The sequence below is a fragment of the Glycomyces algeriensis genome (assembly GCF_027622855.1).
Classification (GTDB): domain Bacteria; phylum Actinomycetota; class Actinomycetes; order Mycobacteriales; family Micromonosporaceae; genus Glycomyces; species Glycomyces algeriensis.
This window is the reverse complement of sequence record NZ_JAPZVR010000006.1, coordinates 1-15,537: the sequence shown is the minus strand read 5'-3', so window position 1 is coordinate 15,537 and position 15,537 is coordinate 1. Positions and strand designations below refer to the sequence as shown.

At 70.1% G+C, this 15,537-nt stretch carries 13 protein-coding genes and 1 pseudogene; 9 read left to right on the top strand and 5 right to left on the bottom strand.

Translation table 11 applies throughout. From position 1 onward, the window contains the following. Positions 1–21: 21 nt before the first annotated feature. From uvrC to O2L52_RS12690, 9 genes are all read left to right on the top strand, one after another. Positions 22–1,923, top strand: coding sequence for an excinuclease ABC subunit UvrC (gene uvrC / locus O2L52_RS12730; RefSeq protein WP_270115865.1), 1,902 nt, complete (start codon positions 22–24; stop codon positions 1,921–1,923). Between the two features lie 93 nt (positions 1,924–2,016). Further along, positions 2,017–2,916 (top strand): RNase adapter RapZ, encoded by a 900-nt coding sequence (rapZ, locus tag O2L52_RS12725; protein WP_373897025.1) that lies wholly within the window; start codon positions 2,017–2,019, stop codon positions 2,914–2,916. A 112-nt stretch (positions 2,917–3,028) separates the two neighbouring features. Next, positions 3,029–3,946 (top strand): gluconeogenesis factor YvcK family protein, encoded by a 918-nt coding sequence (locus O2L52_RS12720; protein ID WP_270115862.1) that lies wholly within the window; start codon positions 3,029–3,031, stop codon positions 3,944–3,946. Between the two features lie 3 nt (positions 3,947–3,949). Beyond that, positions 3,950–4,936 (top strand): DNA-binding protein WhiA, encoded by a 987-nt coding sequence (whiA, locus tag O2L52_RS12715; protein ID WP_270115861.1) that lies wholly within the window; start codon positions 3,950–3,952, stop codon positions 4,934–4,936. A gap of 283 nt (positions 4,937–5,219) precedes the next feature. After that, entirely contained in the window at positions 5,220–6,215 is a 996-nt protein-coding gene (gene gap, locus O2L52_RS12710; protein ID WP_270115859.1) for a type I glyceraldehyde-3-phosphate dehydrogenase, read from the top strand. Between the two features lie 7 nt (positions 6,216–6,222). Next, the gene (locus O2L52_RS12705; RefSeq protein WP_270115857.1) at positions 6,223–7,419 is read left to right on the top strand and encodes a phosphoglycerate kinase; all 1,197 of its coding nucleotides are present in this window, start codon (positions 6,223–6,225) and stop codon (positions 7,417–7,419) included. 2 nt (positions 7,420–7,421) lie between these two features. Beyond that, positions 7,422–8,207 (top strand): triose-phosphate isomerase, encoded by a 786-nt coding sequence (gene tpiA / locus O2L52_RS12700; protein ID WP_270115856.1) that lies wholly within the window; start codon positions 7,422–7,424, stop codon positions 8,205–8,207. A 265-nt stretch (positions 8,208–8,472) separates the two neighbouring features. Continuing rightward, entirely contained in the window at positions 8,473–8,721 is a 249-nt protein-coding gene (gene secG, locus O2L52_RS12695) for a preprotein translocase subunit SecG (RefSeq protein WP_344472935.1), read from the top strand. Between the two features lie 452 nt (positions 8,722–9,173). Next, on the top strand, positions 9,174–9,527 hold the full coding sequence (locus tag O2L52_RS12690; RefSeq protein ID WP_270115853.1) for an RNA polymerase-binding protein RbpA: 354 nt from the start codon (positions 9,174–9,176) through the stop codon (positions 9,525–9,527). Between the two features lie 95 nt (positions 9,528–9,622). On the opposite strand, the gene pgl is transcribed toward O2L52_RS12690, so the two are convergent. The 5 genes and pseudogenes from pgl to tal all read right to left on the bottom strand — a co-directional run. Further along, complete coding sequence (gene pgl / locus O2L52_RS12685) at positions 9,623–10,390, bottom strand: 6-phosphogluconolactonase (RefSeq protein WP_270115851.1); 768 nt, start codon at positions 10,388–10,390, stop codon at positions 9,623–9,625. Then, complete coding sequence (locus O2L52_RS12680; protein WP_270115850.1) at positions 10,387–11,328, bottom strand: glucose-6-phosphate dehydrogenase assembly protein OpcA; 942 nt, start codon at positions 11,326–11,328, stop codon at positions 10,387–10,389. The genes pgl and O2L52_RS12680 overlap by 4 nt, the downstream gene beginning before the upstream one ends. 15 nt (positions 11,329–11,343) lie before the next feature. Continuing rightward, positions 11,344–12,882: a glucose-6-phosphate dehydrogenase gene (gene zwf, locus O2L52_RS12675; protein WP_270115849.1), complete on the bottom strand. Its 1,539-nt coding sequence runs from the start codon at positions 12,880–12,882 to the stop codon at positions 11,344–11,346. Next, positions 12,883–14,499 (bottom strand): glucose-6-phosphate isomerase, encoded by a 1,617-nt coding sequence (locus O2L52_RS12670; protein WP_270115848.1) that lies wholly within the window; start codon positions 14,497–14,499, stop codon positions 12,883–12,885. It abuts the gene before it with no gap. Next, positions 14,496–15,347, bottom strand: a pseudogene (gene tal, locus O2L52_RS12665) (transaldolase); the annotation flags it as partial. The gene O2L52_RS12670 and the pseudogene tal, both read right to left, overlap by 4 nt. Positions 15,348–15,537: the final 190 nt, after the last annotated feature.

Sequence of the window (15,537 nt, the reverse complement as noted above, 5' to 3'; positions counted from 1 at the left end):
GGCGGGTCATATCCTTGTGGTGTGGCAGTTGATTACCGTCCCGCTCCCGGCACCATCCCGACGGCCCCGGGCGTCTACCGCTTCCGGGACCGCGACCGGCGGGTCATCTACGTGGGCAAGGCCAAGAACCTCCGGAACCGGCTGAACTCGTACTTCGCCGACGAGACGCGGCTGCACGAGCGCACCCGCCGCATGGTCAACACCGCCCGCAGCGTCGAGTGGACCGTGGTCGCCACCGAGGTCGAGGCCCTCCAGCTGGAGTGGACCTGGATCAAGGAGTACGACCCGCGCTTCAATGTCATGTTCAAGGACGACAAGTCCTACCCGTGGCTCGCCGTCACCGTGGGGGAGGAGTTCCCGCGCGCCCAGGTCATGCGCGGCGCCCGCCGCAAGGGCGTGCGCTACTTCGGGCCGTTCGGCTCCGCGTGGGCCATCCGCCAGACGCTCGACCTCCTCACCCGCGTCTTCCCGATCCGCACCTGCTCCGACTCGGAGTACAAGCGCTGCAACCGGATCGGTCGCCCCAACCTCCTCGCCGACATCGGCAAGTGCTCCGCGCCGTGCGTCGGCCGCATCTCCGCCGAGGACTACCGCGAACTCGTGAACGGCTTCTGCGCGTTCATGTCCGGCGACCACGCCCCCGTCCGCCGCCGCCTCCTCAAGGAGATGCAGGAGGCCTCCGAAGCCCTGGAGTTCGAGCGCGCCGCCCGCCTCCGCGACGACCTCGCGGCCCTCGACAAGGTCCTCGAGCAGCAGGTCGTGGTGCTCGCCGAGGACGTCGACTGCGACGTCATGGCCGTCGCCGACGACGAGCTCCAGTCCGCCGTCCAGGTCTTCCACGTGCGCGGCGGCCGCATCCGCGGCCAGCGCGGCTGGGTCATCGACAAGCCCGAGCCCATCGACCTCCCCGGCATCGTGGAGAGCTTCTGCCTCCAGTTCTACGGGGAGCAGAACGAGGTCGTGCCCCGCGAAGTGCTGGTCCCGGCCCTCCCGGCCGACGCACCGGCGCTCGCCGAGCTCCTCTCCGAGCGCCGCGGCGCGAAGGTCGACCTGCGCGTGCCCCGCCGCGGCGACAAGCGCGCCCTGGCCGAGACGGTCGAGAAGAACGCGATCGAGAACCTCCAGCGCCACAAGCTCAAGCGCGCCGGGGACCTCACCGCCCGCTCCAAGGCCCTCGAAGAGCTCGCGGACGCCCTCGACCTGCCCGAGGCCCCGCTGCGGATCGAATGCTACGACGTCTCGCAGTCCCAGGGCGAGGACGTCGTCGCGTCGATGGTCGTCTTCGAGGACGGCCTGCCGCGCAAGAGCGAGTACCGCCGCTTCGTCATCAAAGGCGAACGCAAGGACGACCTCGCGAGCCTCCAGGAGACCCTGCGCCGCCGCCTCTCCAAGCTCTCGGAGCAGCCGACCGGCTCGCCCGTCGAGGAGGGCGAGGAGCCCGCCGAGGCCGGGGAGCCCCGCCGCGGCTTCCACTACCCGCCGCAGCTGCTCGTCGTCGACGGCGGCCAGCCGCAGGTCGCCGCCGCCGAAGCCGTCTTCGCCGAGCTCGGCATCGACACGATCAACCTCGCCGGCCTCGCCAAGCGCCTCGAGGAGATCTGGCTCCCCGGCGAGGACTACCCGGTGATCCTCTCGCGCACCTCCGAGGCCCTGTACCTCATGCAGCGCGTCCGCGACGAGGCCCACCGCTTCGCGATCTCCCTGCACCGCACCAGGAGGCGCAAGAGCCTCATCACCTCCGCCCTCGACGGCGTGCCCGGCCTCGGCGCTTCCAAGCGGAAGGCCCTCCTCAAGCAGTTCGGCTCGGTCAAGCGCATCCGCGAGGCCGAACTGTCCGATCTGGAGGCCGTGCCGGGCATCGGCCCGAAACTGGCGGAGGCCTTGCAGACACATCTGCGTAATCCCGGCGACAACGGGGCTTGAGAAGCGGCGGGTAGTAATACGCTTGTCAGTTCGGCAATCACGTCGAAGCCGTGTCACCGCGGCGGCAGGAACGAACTCGGGGATACTTGACTTATGGGTGTGGCAGCAGTGCAGGCGGGCAAGTCCGACCGCAGCGAATTGGACCTCGTGATCGTCACCGGCATCTCCGGCGGCGGGCGCTCGACCGTGGCGCGCGCATTGGAGAACGTCGGCTACTACGTCATCGACAACCTCCCCGAATCGCTCGTCGGCCAGGCCGCCGAGCTGGCCGCGGCCGGGGGAGAAGAGGTGCGGCGCACCGCGATGGTCCTCGACGTGCGCTCGCGCGCGTTCATGACCGACCTCGTGGGCGTCATCGAGGACCTCCGCAAGGGCGGCTTCAAACCCCACCTCGTGTTCGTCGACGCGGACGACGACATCATCATCCGCCGCTTCGAGAAGGTCCGCCGCGCCCACCCGCTCCAGGGCGACGGCATGCTCGCCGACGGCATCGCCGCCGAGCGCCGCATCCTCGAACCCGCCCGCGGCTCCGCCGACACCCTGTTCGACACCACGCACCTCAACGAGAACCAGCTGCGCTCCCGCGTCGAGGAGGCCTTCCTCGCGCCCTCCACCCCCGGACTCCAGTTCACCTGCATGTCCTTCGGGTTCAAGTACGGCATCCCGCGCGATGCGGACTACGTGGCCGACGTAAGATTCCTTCCCAACCCGTACTGGGTTCCCACCCTGCGCGAGCACACCGGGACCGACCAGGACGTCTCCGACTACGTCCTCGGCCAGGACGGCGCCGAGGAATTCGTCGCCGCCTACGCCTCCCTGCTGCTCGGCACCACCCAGGGGTTCGAGCGGGAAGGCAAGCGCTACATGACGATCGCGATCGGCTGCACCGGCGGCAAGCACCGCTCCGTGGCCATCGCCGAGTCCCTCGCGAAGCGCCTCAACGCCGCGGGCTTCCCCGCCGGCACCCACCACCGCGACCGGGGCAACGAGTGACCGACGCGCCCCGAGGACCCGCCCGGGCCGCCGCCCACGCGGTTCCACCGGACGCCCCGCCGCCCCGCCCCGAGCGCCGCACCCCCGAGTGCCGTACCGCAAAGGTGACCGCATGACCAGAGTCGTCGCGTTCGGCGGCGGACGGGGCCTCTCGGCCGCGCTCCGCGCCCTCTCCAGGCTCGACCTCGACCTCACGGCCGTGGTCACCGTGGCCGACGACGGCGGCTCCACCGGCGACATCCGCGCCACCAGACCGGTCCTGCCCCCCGGCGACCTGCGCAAAGCCCTCATCGCCACCGCCGACCCGGCGAAGTCCGAGACCGCCCGCCTCTTCTCCCACCGCTTCGGCGGCCAGGACTTCCTCACCGGCCACCCCGTCGGCAACGTCGTCCTCACCGGCCTCCTCGAACTCCACGCCAACCCCGTGGACGCCCTCGACTTCGCCGCCCGCCTCCTCGGCTCCCGCGCCCGCGTCCTCCCCATGTCCTGCACCCCGCTCGACATCGAGGCCGACCTCTTCGAAGGCGACGGCACCCGCACCATCGTCGGCCAGCACGACATCGCCGTCGCCGACGGCAGCGTCAAGGACGTGCGCCTCCTCCCCGCGGACGCCACCGCCTGCCCCGAGACCCTCGAAGCCGTCGCCGCCGCCGACTGGCACGTCTTCGGCCCCGGCTCCTGGTACACCTCCGTCATCCCGCACCTGCTCCTCCCCGACCTCCGCGAGGCCATCGGCGCCGCGAAGGCCCGGCGGATCGTGGTGCTCAACCTCTCGGAGGAGAAGGAGACGGACGGTCTGACACTCGCCGGTCACGTCGACACGCTGCGCCGATACGCCGAAGGTGTCCGGTTTCACTACGTCGTCTCAGGCGACACCCGAACCTTCGCCGATCCCGGATCGTTGAACAGTGCGGCACAATCGTTGGAGGCCCAGCTGGTCGCGGCGGACCTCGCCGCCGACGGCGTGACGCACGACGTCGCCGCGCTGGCTGCCGTATTGGGAAACCTGCTGGTCGAAGATGGTGGTTAACGAATGGCGATGACCTCGGAGGTCAAGGACGAACTCAGTCGCATCGAGGTGACGAAGTCCTGCTGCCAGCGCGCCGAACTGGGCGCGCTGTTCCGCTTCGCAGGAGGCCTCCACCTCGTGGGCCAGGGCAACGTGGTCGTCGAGGCCGAGGTGGACGCCGGCAACGTCGCCCGCCGCGCCAAGCGCATGATCGACCACCTCTACCACTACGAGTCCGAGATCCACGTGCTCGTGGCCGCCGGGCTGCGCCGCAACAACCACTACCTGCTGCGCGTCATGGCCGACGGCCAGGCGTTCTCCAAGCAGATCGGCCTCACCGACCAGCGCGGCTACCCCGTCCGCGGCCTGCCCAACCACGTCGTCGGCGCCTACCCGTGCTGCGCCGAGGCCGCCTGGCGCGGGTCGTTCCTCGCCCGCGGCTCGCTCACCGAGCCCGGCCGCTCCTCCTCGCTCGAGGTGACCTGCCCCGGCCCCGAATCGGCGCTCGCGCTCGTCGGCGCCGCCCGCCGCCTCGGCATCGCCGCGAAGTCCCGCGACGTGCGCGGGGTCGACCGCGTCGTCATCCGCGACGGCGACGCCATCGGCGAGCTGCTCACCCGCCTCGGCGCTCACTCCTCGGTCCTGACCTGGGAGGAGCGCCGCGTCCGCCGCGAAGTGCGCGCCACCGCGAACCGCCTGGCCAACTTCGACGACGCCAACCTGCGCCGCTCCGCCCGCGCCGCCGTCGCCGCCGCCGCGAAGGTCACCCGCGCCCTCGAGGTCCTCGGCGACGACGTCCCCGAGCACCTCGCCTCGGCCGGGCGCCTGCGCCTCGACCACCGCCAGGCCTCCCTCGAGGAGCTCGGCGCCCTCGCGGACCCGCCGCTGACGAAGGACGCCATCGCCGGGCGGATCCGCCGCCTCATCAACATGGCCACCAAGCGCGCCCAGGAGCACGGCATTCCCGGCCCCGACGACGTTGTGGCCGAAGACGAAATGCTCGTGGCCTGAACGGCGCGCGACCTGCCCGCCGATTGGCGCGGCGACCCTTCCCGGCAGCCGATCAACGGCTACGCTTAACCGCGATGTCACACCCCTGTTCCGGGTGTGACATGATCGGGGGGAACCGGCCGCGACAGGTTCAGGAACCGCAGCGGTAGGGTCAAGAAGTGCTCGGCGACGAGGCCGAACAGCGATCTGTTCCACCGTCGCTATTCGGCTGAACGGATCGCGTACGAGACCGCTCCCGGTCTCAGTCAGTTATTCGATCCTGTTCAAGCGAGGAGATGGCCACGTGACCATCCGTGTGGGCGTCAACGGCTTCGGCCGAATTGGGCGCAACTTCTTCCGGGCGGTTCTCGCCTCTGGTGCCGATGTCGAAATCGTCGCCTTCAACGACCTCGGCGACCTCAACACGATCGCCAACCTGCTCAAGTACGACTCGATCCTCGGCCGCCTGCCGTACGAGGTCAAGATCGGCGACGGCGAGCTCACCGTCAACGGCAAGACCATCAAGGCGTTCAGCGAGCGCGACCCGAAGAACCTCCCCTGGGGCGAGGTCGGCGCGGACGTCGTCATCGAGTCCACCGGCTTCTTCACCGACGGCACGAAGGCCTCGGCCCACCTCGAAGGCGGCGCCAAGAAGGTCATCATCTCCGCTCCGGCGAAGAACGAGGACGTCACCATCGTGATGGGCGTCAACCACGAGAGCTACGACGCCGAGAAGCACAACATCATCTCGAACGCGTCCTGCACCACCAACTGCCTGGCCCCGATGGCCAAGGTCCTGAACGAGTCCGTGGGCATCGAGAAGGGTCTGATGACCACGATCCACGCCTACACCCAGGACCAGAACCTCCAGGACGGCCCGCACAGCGACCCGCGTCGCGCCCGCGCCGCCGCCCTGAACGTCGTGCCCACCACCACCGGCGCCGCCAAGGCCGTCGGTGTGGTGCTGCCCGAGCTCAACGGCAAGCTCGACGGCTACTCACTGCGCGTCCCGGTCCCGACCGGTTCGATCACCGACCTCACCTTCGAGGCCTCCCGCGAGGTCACGGCCGAAGAGGTCAACGCCGCGCTCAAGGCCGCCGCCGAGGGCCCGCTCAAGGGCATCCTCTACTACACCGAGGACCCGATCGTCTCCAAGGACATCGAGGGCGACCCGCACTCGTGCATCATCGACGGCCTCCTGACCAAGGTCATCGGCAACCAGGTCAAGGTCTTCGGCTGGTACGACAACGAGTGGGGCTTCTCGAACCGCCTCGTCGACCTCGTCAAGCTGGTCGGCTAGCAGCCTGATGAAGACGCTCGACGAACTCCTGCAGGAGGGCGTCAACGGTCGGCGCGTACTCGTACGCGCCGACCTCAACGTCCCTCTCGACGGGAAGAACATCACCGACGACGGCCGCATCCGCGCCGTCGCGCCCACCGTCAAGGCACTGGCCGAAGCCGGCGCCCGCGTCGTGGTGTGCTCGCACCTGGGCCGCCCGAAGGGCGAGCCCGACCCCGCCTTCTCGCTGGCCCCCGTGGCCCAGCGCCTCGGCGAGGTCCTCGGCCGCGAGGTCGCCTTCGCGACCGACACCGTCGGGACGGACGCCGAGAACAAGGCCGTCGCCCAGGGCGACGGCGGCGTCCTGCTGCTGGAGAACCTGCGTTTCAACAAGGGTGAGACCAGCAAGGACGACACCCAGCGGGCCGAGTTCGCCGGCCAGCTGGCCGCGTTCGGCGACGTGTACGTGGACGACGCCTTCGGCGCCGTGCACCGCAAGCACGCCTCCGTGTACGACGTCGCGCAGCTGCTCCCGCACTACGCGGGCTGGCTCATCGCCAAAGAGGTCGAGGTCCTCTCGAAGCTCACCGGCAAGCCCGAGCAGCCGTACGTCGTCATCCTCGGCGGCGCGAAGGTCTCCGACAAGCTCGCGGTCATCGACAACCTGCTCGACAAGGTCGACACGCTCATCGTCGGCGGCGGCATGATGTTCACCTTCCTCGCCGCCCAGGGCTACGAGGTCGGCTCCTCGCTGCTCGAGAAGGACCAGATCAAGGTCTGCAAGGACTACCTCGAGCGCGCGAAGGAACTCGGCGTCGAACTGCTGCTGCCGGTCGACACGACCACCGCGGCCGAGTTCGCCGCCGACGCCGAGCCGCTCACGGTGGGCGTGGACGCGATCCCCGCCGACCGCATGGGCCTCGACATCGGCCCCGAGTCCGCGAAGCTCTTCGCGGACCGGATCGCCGGCGCCAAGACCGTGTTCTGGAACGGCCCCATGGGCGTCTTCGAGTTCCCCGACTACGCCGCCGGCACCAAGACCGTCGCGCAGGCGCTCGTGGACTCCGAGGCGTTCTCGGTGGTCGGCGGCGGCGACTCCGCAGCCGCGGTCCGCACCCTCGGCCTGCCCGAGGACGGATTCGGCCACATCTCGACCGGCGGAGGGGCGAGCCTCGAGTACCTCGAGGGCAAGACCCTGCCCGGCCTTGACGCACTGGAGAATTGAAGATGACTGAGACCCGCAAGCCGCTCATCGCCGGCAACTGGAAGATGAACCTCAACCACCTCGAAGCGATCGCACTGGTGCAGAAGCTGGCCTTCAGCCTCACCCGCGAGCAGCTCGAAGCGGTCGAGACCGTCGTCCTCCCGCCGTTCGTCGACATCCGCAGCGTGCAGACGCTGGTCGACGGCGACAAGCTCACCATCGGCTTCGGCGCGCAGGACCTGTCGGCGCACCCGTCCGGTGCCTACACCGGCGAGATCGCAGGCTCGATGCTCGCGAAGCTGGGCTGCTCCTACGTGGCCGTCGGCCACTCCGAGCGCCGCCAGTACCACGAAGAGGGCGACGAACTGGTGGCCGCCAAGGTCCGCCAGGCCCTCAATAACGGCATCAGCCCGATCCTCTGCGTCGGCGAGGCCCTTGACGTGCGCGAGGCGGGCAACCACATCGCGCACTCCGTCAGCCAGCTCATCGCGGCGGTCGACGGCCTCAACGAGGAAGAGCTCGCCAAGGTCGTCGTGGCCTACGAGCCCGTCTGGGCGATCGGCACCGGCCGCACGGCTAGCGCTGAAGACGCCCAGGAGGTCATCGGGGCCCTGCGCCAGGCGCTCGCCGAGAAGTTCGGCGCGGTCGCGGAGCGGGTCCGGATCCTCTACGGCGGTTCGGTGAAGTCCTCGAACGTCGCCCAGATCATGGGCAAGCCCGACATCGACGGCGCCCTCGTCGGCGGCGCGAGCCTCGACGCCGAAGAGTTCGCCAAGATCGTGCGCTTCCCGGAGCACGTCAGTGCGTAGGGAACGTGTGCTCAGTCCCGAGCACGTCGGAGCGTAGTACCAAATCGCCTGCAGCGCCCGAGCTGAGCGCTGCAGGCCGCAGACAGGGCCGCCGCACAGCGTTGTGCGGCGGCTCCTTGCGTACCAGCAAAGTCGCAAGGGTGCGACTATTGGGCGTTGAAGCAGTCGCGACCTCGAGACAGGCCTGCGTGCGTGCTGGGCTAGACTCATCCGTGGCCCGCGCCCCATAACGGGCCAGAATTGCTGAGAGGACACCCGATCACCGATGATGACGGTTCTGAGTTACACCCTGATGATCCTGCTGCTGCTCTCCAGCGCGGTCCTGATCCTCATGGTGCTGCTGCACAAGGGCAAGGGCGGCGGCCTGTCGAGCATGTTCGGCGGCGGCATGTCCTCGGTCGCTTCCGGTTCCTCGGTGGCGGAGAAGAACCTCACCCGGATCACGATCGGCGTCGGTGTCATCTGGTTCGCGTGCATCGTGGCCTTCGGCCTCCTGCTCCGCACTGTCGTCTAGATCCGCCAGCTAGCACCATCGCCGTCTGAGACGGCCCCATACTTCGAAGCGGCCCGCCCGAGCACTGCTCGGGCGGGCCGCTTCGCGCTCCCGATAGGTGCAACTGCCCAATGGATCTTCACGACTGCGCCTGGATAGGAAGCCGCGCCGCACGGCGCGGCCGGTTCACGATGTATCAGGTGGACGTCGGGGAATGCGGCCTCGCCGCCAGTCCGCAAGGGGCCGTGCGTGAGTGCACGATCCCTGTCTTTATGTGAAACCATTTCGCCATAGTCTTTACAGTGTGTGCTTTGCGTCATAGAATTGCTGAGGGCGGTGCCCCAGCCGCTCCGACCGGTGACTCCACGGCGACGCGCAAGGGGAGTCGCGGTCCCTTCCCGCAGGCTCCTCGCTCAGCCGTGTCCGGTCGATATCCACAGAAGATCCCCCGTCTGTGAGGAGCGATCACACATATGTCCAACGGACAGGCCATCCGAGGCACTCGCATAGGCGCCACCCCGGGCCTCCACTCGGAACGCGGCGAGCCGGTGCCGAGGCAGCACATCACGTACTGGTGCGGCAACGGGCACGAGACCGCACTGTCATTCGCGCTCTACGTCGAGGTCCCGACGGAATGGGACTGCACCTGCTGCGGCTGGCCCGCCAGCCCCGACCAGGACAACCCCCCGGAACGCCGCACCGCCAAGCCGTACAAGTCCCACCTGACCTACGTGCGCGAGCGCCGCAGCGACGAAGAGGCCGAGGACCTCCTCGCCGAAGCCCTCGCCGCCCGGGCCGCCGCCCGCGGCGAGCGCTCCCTCTTCTGATCGCCCGGCGGCGCCCGGTTGGGCGACGCGCCGCCGCCACGACGAAGGGCCCGGCTCCTCCCCGAATCGGGGAGGAGCCGGGCCCTCGCGCTTGCTCAGAACTCCAGGTGCTTCAGGTGCGAAGCCGCGTCCTTGTCGATGAGCCACCTGGTGTGGCCCACCGCCTTCACGCGGCCCGCCGGCAGCTCGCCCTTCGACAGGGCCTCGTCGACCGCTTCGGCCTTGCCCTCGCCCGAGGCGATGATCCAGGCCGCCGTGGCGGCGTTGATCGTCGACATCGTCAGCGAGACCCGCTCGGACGGCGGCTTGGGGGAGTTGCGTACCCCCACTGCCGATCCCGAAGCCTCCAGCGCCGGGTTCCCCGGGAACAGGGACGCCACGTGGCCGTCCTCGCCGATGCCCAAGAGCAACAGGTCGAACGCCGGAACGCCCTCCCCGCCGGCGGCCTTCGCCAGCTCCTCGCGGTACAGGTGCGCCGCGTCCTCAGGCGTCTCCACCACGTCGGCGGCCGCCATCGGATGCACGCGCTCCGGGTCCACCGGCAGGTGGTCCAGGAACGCTTCGCGCGCCTGTGTCTCGTTCCGCTCCGAGTCACCGGACGGCAGGAACCGCTCGTCGCCCCACCAGAAGTCGACCTTCGACCAGTCCACCACGGTGCGGATCGGCGAGCCCAGGATGTTCTGGTACACCTTCGCCGCGATCCGCCCGCCCGTCAGGACGATCGACGCCTCACCGCGACGCGACTCCGCCCCTGAGCCGCTGCGCGACTGTGCGTCCGCGAGCCGGTTCAGCAGCCGCGACGCCACCGCCTCCGCGAGCACGTCGGCGTCGTTGTGGACGATCACCGCACCGGTACGGCTCATACGCCCGCCCGCTCGCCGGCGTTCTCGCGGATGGTCTCGAGGACCCTCCGGTACGCCGTGTCGGGGTCGATGTGCCGCAGCTCCTCGGCCAGCAGCTGGCCGAGCGTGCGGCCCTGCAGCGTCTGGCGGCGCTTCGGCAGCCCCGCCTGGCGCAGCACCGTGGTGCCGTCGGCCTTCCGCTCGACCTCCATGGTCTCGCCGCCGGCCATCGTGAACGCCACGGAGGCGATCGCGGGCAGGTGCTCGGAGTTGCGCACCACCGTGGTGTCGACGATCTCCGGGGCGACGCCCAGGCGCGTGTGCAGCCACGCGGCCATGAGCTGCGCCGACGGGTCGTCGTCGTCGGCCTTGATGGTGATCTTCTCGACCGCGTGGGTCACCCCGTCGAAGGCGCTGGCGATGAGCGAGCGCCACAGGCTGATGCGGGTCCAGCAGATGTCGGTGTCGCCGGAGACGTAGGTCTCGGCGCGCCGGTGGAGGGACTGCACGGGGTCGTTCGCGCGGGCCGAGTACGTGATGCGGCGGTCGGCGAAGCTGCGCAGCTCCTGCTCCAGTCCGTAGCGGACTGGGTCGAGGAGCCACCAGGTGACCACGGGGACGTCCGAGGCCAGCATCGGCAGCACGATCGAGCTGAGGTGCGCGGCGGCGGGGCCGTCGAGGCGCAGGATGATCGCCTCGGCGGAGCCGAGCCGTTCCCCTACGGTCACTTCGGCGTCGATGCGCGCCTCGGTGGCCTCGAGGTCGCGCGGGATCGCCATGATGAGCCGGTACGGGTGCTCCTGCGCGGCGAACGAGGCGGCCTTCTCGACCTCCTCGCGCTCGTCCTCGGTGGTCAGCGCGACCAGGTTGAGGGCGAGGCCGGAGGCGCCGCCCACCTCGTGCAGCAGCTTCGCCAGCGACTTCATGATGTCGCCGGTGGTGGTGTCCTTCAGATGCACTTCCAGACTCCCCTTCTAGGCCCGGCGCCAGCGGCGGCCGGACGATTGCAGCATGAGATCGGCGCCCTGGGGGCCCCAGGTCCCGGACTCGTACGGTTCGGGCTTGGTGCCCGCCCAGTACTCCTCGAGCGGGTCGACGACGGCCCAGGAGGCGTCGACCTCCTGCGCGTCGGGGAACAGGGTCTTGTCGCCCAGGAGCACGTCCAGGATGAGGCGCTCGTACGCCTCGGGGCTGGACTCGGTGAAGGTCTCGCCGTAGCCGAAGCCCATCGAGATGTCCCGCAGCTCCATGCCGGTGCCGGGGACCTTCGAGCCGAACTTCACCGTGATGCCCTCGTCCGGCTGGACGCGGATGACCAGCTGGTTGTTGCCGAGCGTCTTGGTGTCGTAGTCGGCGAAGGGCATGTGCGGGGCCTCCTTGAAGACCACCGCGATCTCGGTGACCCGCTTGGGGAGCCGCTTGCCCGTGCGCAGGTAGAACGGGACGCCGTTCCAGCGCCGGTTCTGGATGCCGAGCTGGACCGCCGCGTACGTCTCGGTGGTCGAGGTCTGCGGGATGTTGTCCTCGGCGAGGTAGCCCTTGACGGGCCGGCCCTGGACCCAGCCGTCCGCGTACTGGCCGCGGATGGCGGTGGCCTCGAGGTCGTCGTGGAGCTTGATGGCCCGCAGGACCTTCAGCTTCTCGGTGCGGATCTCCTCGGCCTCGAACCCGTTGGGCTGCTCCATGGCCGCGATGGCCAGGAGCTGCAGCACGTGGTTCTGGAGGACGTCGCGGGCGGCGCCGTTGTCGTCGTAGAACCCGGCCCGGGAGCCGATGCCGACGTCCTCGGCCATGGTGATCTGGACGTGGTCGACGTAGTTGGAGTTCCAGATCGGCTCGAACATGGCGTTCGCGAAGCGCAGCGCGAAGATGTTCTGCACCGTCTCCTTGCCGAGGTAGTGGTCGATGCGGAACACGTCGTTCGCGGTGAACACCTCGTCGACGAGGTGGTTCAGCTCGGCCGCGGAGGCGCGGTCCTCGCCGAACGGCTTCTCGACCACGACGCGGCGCCAGCCGCCGCCGTCCTGGCGGTTGTCCGACATGCCGGTGCGCTTGAGCTGCTTGAGCACCGTGGGGAACGCCAGCGGCGGGATCGAGAAGTAGAACGCCGCGTTGCCGACGATGCCGTGGGTCTCGCGCAGCTCGTCGACGGTGGCGTCGAGGCGGTCGAAGGCCTCGTCGTCGTCGAACGTGCCGGGCACGAACTTGAAGCTGCCGGCCAGGCGGGCCCAGACCTCTTCGCGCCACGGGGTGCGGGCGTGCGACTTGGCGGCCTCGCGGGCCATCTCCTCGAACGTCTCGTCGCCCCAGTCGCGGCGGGCGAACCCGACGATCACGAACGACGCCGGGAGCAGGCCCCGGTTGGCGAGGTCGTAGACCGCGGGGATCAGCTTCTTCTTCGCGAGGTCGCCGGTGACGCCGAAGATCACCAGGGCGCAGGGCTCGGGGATCCGCGGGAGCCGCCGGTCGGCCGGGTCGCGGAGCGGGTTGGTGGTGTGCAGGGTCTCGCCCATCTAGCTCAGCTCCCGCACGGCGTGAAGGATCTGGTTGATGCCGCGCTTGCGGTCGGTCAGGTGGAGGCGCACGAGCGGGCGCTCGCGCGACTCGAGGGCCTGGCGGTCGCCGGCGGCCTGCGCGGCCTGGAGCCCGGCGAACGTGTAGTCGCGGCCCGGGATCTCGAGGTCCTGCTCGACCTCGCCGGTGAGCTGCAGGAACACCCCGGTCTGGCGGCCGCCCTTGTGGAACTGGCCCGTGGAGTGCAGGAACCGCGGTCCCCAGCCCCACGTGACGGGCGCGCCGGTGCGGTCGGCCAGCTCGGCCCGGAGCTTCGCCACGTCGGCGTCGTCGATCCGGTCCAGGTAGGCCAGGACGGCGATGTAGGCGGTCTCGCTGTCGGCGTCGGTGAGGAGCTCGCCGAGCGCGCCCGCGACCGTGGTCGAGTGCGAGCCGTAGATCTCCACCGCGCCGTCGACGGCGTGCGGACGCTCGTCCGGGAGGCCGTCGGCGAGGATGCGGTTGGTGTTGTTCTTCGACTCGGTGACGTTCGGCTGGTTGAACGGGTCGATGCCGATCAGGTAGCCGGCGTAGGCGGTCGCGAGCTCCCACGCGAGGAACTGCGCGCCCAGGGGGCCGTTGACGACCACGTCGGGCATCGCCAGCGAGGAACCGGAGGACGGCAGGCCCGTCGAGGAGCCCCCGACGGTGGCGTACACGCGGTCGGAGCCGCGCGCGCCCGCCGCGGCGGGTCCTTCGAGGACGACCGGGAGCGTGCCCTTGCCGTCCTTGCCGAGGGACTCGGCGATGAGCTGCTCGGCCCAGTCGCCCAGGCCCACGACGCCGGTGCCGTCGTCGGCGATGGTGATCGTCGGCTTGGCCGCGATGACCGCGCCGAGCACGACCGCCGGGTCGTCGTCCTCGCTGCCGATGGTGGCGGCGAAGGTCTCGGCCTGCTCGATGAGCTCGGCGGCGTCGGCGCCCGCGAGCGCGGTCGGGACGAGCCCGAACGCGGTGAGCGCCGAGTAGCGCCCGCCCACGGTGGCGTCGGCGAGGAACAGGTGCGAGCCCTGCTTCGTCGCGAGCTCCTCGAGGGCGGAGCCGGGGTCGGTGACGAACACGAAGCGGCCCGCGTGGTCGGTGATCCCGATGGCCTCGAAGGCCTTCTCGAAGGCGCGGCGCTGGGAGTCGGTCTCCACGGTGGACCCGGACTTGGAGGAGACGACGACGGCGGTGCGCCGCAGCGAGGCCTCGCCGAGCTCGGCCAGGATCTGGCCGGGGTCGGTGGTGTCGAGGATGCTGATCCCCAGGTCCAGGGTGCGGGAGATGACCTCGGGGGCGAGCGAGGAGCCGCCCATGCCCGCGAGGGCGATGTGGTCGATGCCCTGCTCGTTCAGTTCGGCGCGCAGCTTCGCGAGCGGCGCGAGGAGCTCTTTCGACTTGACGAAGGTGTCGACCCAGCCGAGCCGGATCGCGGCCTCTTCAGCGGCCTCGGGGCCCCACAGGGTGGCGTCCTTGGCGGCGACCTTGGCGGGGACGCCCTCGGTCCGGAGCCGCTCGACGGCCGCGTTCACGTCGACGCCGGTCGTTACGGCCAGGCCTCCGGCGGCTTCCATCTTGCCCATCACATCGCTCACTTCTGTGCTCCGCTTTCTACAACCGTGCTCTCGCCGAGCTTCGATTCGATCTGCCCCAGGAGCTGCTTCCAGCTGACGATGAACTTCTCGACGCCCTCGTCCTCGAGCACCTGTACGACGTCGTCGTACTCGACGCCGGCGCGCTCGAGCTCGAGCATGACGGTGGCCGCGTCCGCATAGGACGGGCGGATGGTGTCCTGTTCGACCTCGCCGTGGTCGGCGAAGTCCTGCATGGTGCCCTCGGGCATCGTGTTGACGGTGCCGGGGGCGATGAGGTCCTCGACGTACATGACGTCGCGGTAGTCCGGGCTCTTGACCGAAGTGGACGCCCACAGCGGGCGCTGCGGGACGGCCCCGGCGGCGGCGAGCGACTCCCAGCGCGCGGACGCGAAGGCGTTCTCGAACTCCTGGTACGCCAGGCGCGCGTTGGCGATCGCGGCCTTGCCCTTGAGGGCGAGGGCCGCGTCGGTGCCGATGCCGTCGAGCCGCTTGTCGATCTCCGAGTCCACGCGGGACACGAAGAAGGAGGCGACGGAGCGGATCTGCGACAGGTCGTGCCCGGCGGCCTTGGCGGACTCCAGGCCCGCCATGTACGCGTCCATGACCTCGCGGTAGCGCTGCAGCGAGAAGATCAGCGTCACGTTGACGCTGATGCCCGCCGCGATCGCGGCCGTGATGGCGGGGAGCCCTTCCCGGGTGGCGGGGATCTTGATCATGGTGTTCGGCCGGTCGACGGCCCACCACAGGGCCTTCGCCTCGGCGATGGTCGCCTGCGTCTCGTGGGCGAGGCGCGGGTCGACCTCGATGGACACGCGGCCGTGCGGGGCCCCCGGGGGGGGGGAGACCGGGGGCCCGGCGGGGGCCCGCCCGCCGGGGGGGGGGGGGGGGGGGGGGCGGCGCCCCCCCCCCCGCCCCGCCCCGGCGCCGCGCCGCGGCGCGGCGCGAGGCCGTACGGGCGGTCCCGGGTACCCTCCCGATCCCACCTTCACCACTACCAGTGAAAAGGACACCCTCCCAGACGGGTACGACGTCTCGGTA

Excerpts from the sequence above, each read along its gene's own strand:
- rapZ (WP_373897025.1), top strand. The coding sequence starts at position 2,017 with ATGGGTGTGGCAGCAGTGCAGGCGGGCAAGTCCGACCGCAGCGAATTG.
- O2L52_RS12720 (WP_270115862.1), top strand. The coding sequence starts at position 3,029 with ATGACCAGAGTCGTCGCGTTCGGCGGCGGACGGGGCCTCTCGGCCGCG.
- whiA (WP_270115861.1), top strand. The coding sequence starts at position 3,950 with ATGGCGATGACCTCGGAGGTCAAGGACGAACTCAGTCGCATCGAGGTG.
- O2L52_RS12705 (WP_270115857.1), top strand. The coding sequence starts at position 6,223 with ATGAAGACGCTCGACGAACTCCTGCAGGAGGGCGTCAACGGTCGGCGC.
- tpiA (WP_270115856.1), top strand. The coding sequence starts at position 7,422 with ATGACTGAGACCCGCAAGCCGCTCATCGCCGGCAACTGGAAGATGAAC.
- secG (WP_344472935.1), top strand. The coding sequence starts at position 8,473 with ATGATGACGGTTCTGAGTTACACCCTGATGATCCTGCTGCTGCTCTCC.
- O2L52_RS12690 (WP_270115853.1), top strand. The coding sequence starts at position 9,174 with ATGTCCAACGGACAGGCCATCCGAGGCACTCGCATAGGCGCCACCCCG.
- pgl (WP_270115851.1), bottom strand. The coding sequence starts at position 10,390 with ATGAGCCGTACCGGTGCGGTGATCGTCCACAACGACGCCGACGTGCTC.
- zwf (WP_270115849.1), bottom strand. The coding sequence starts at position 12,882 with ATGGGCGAGACCCTGCACACCACCAACCCGCTCCGCGACCCGGCCGAC.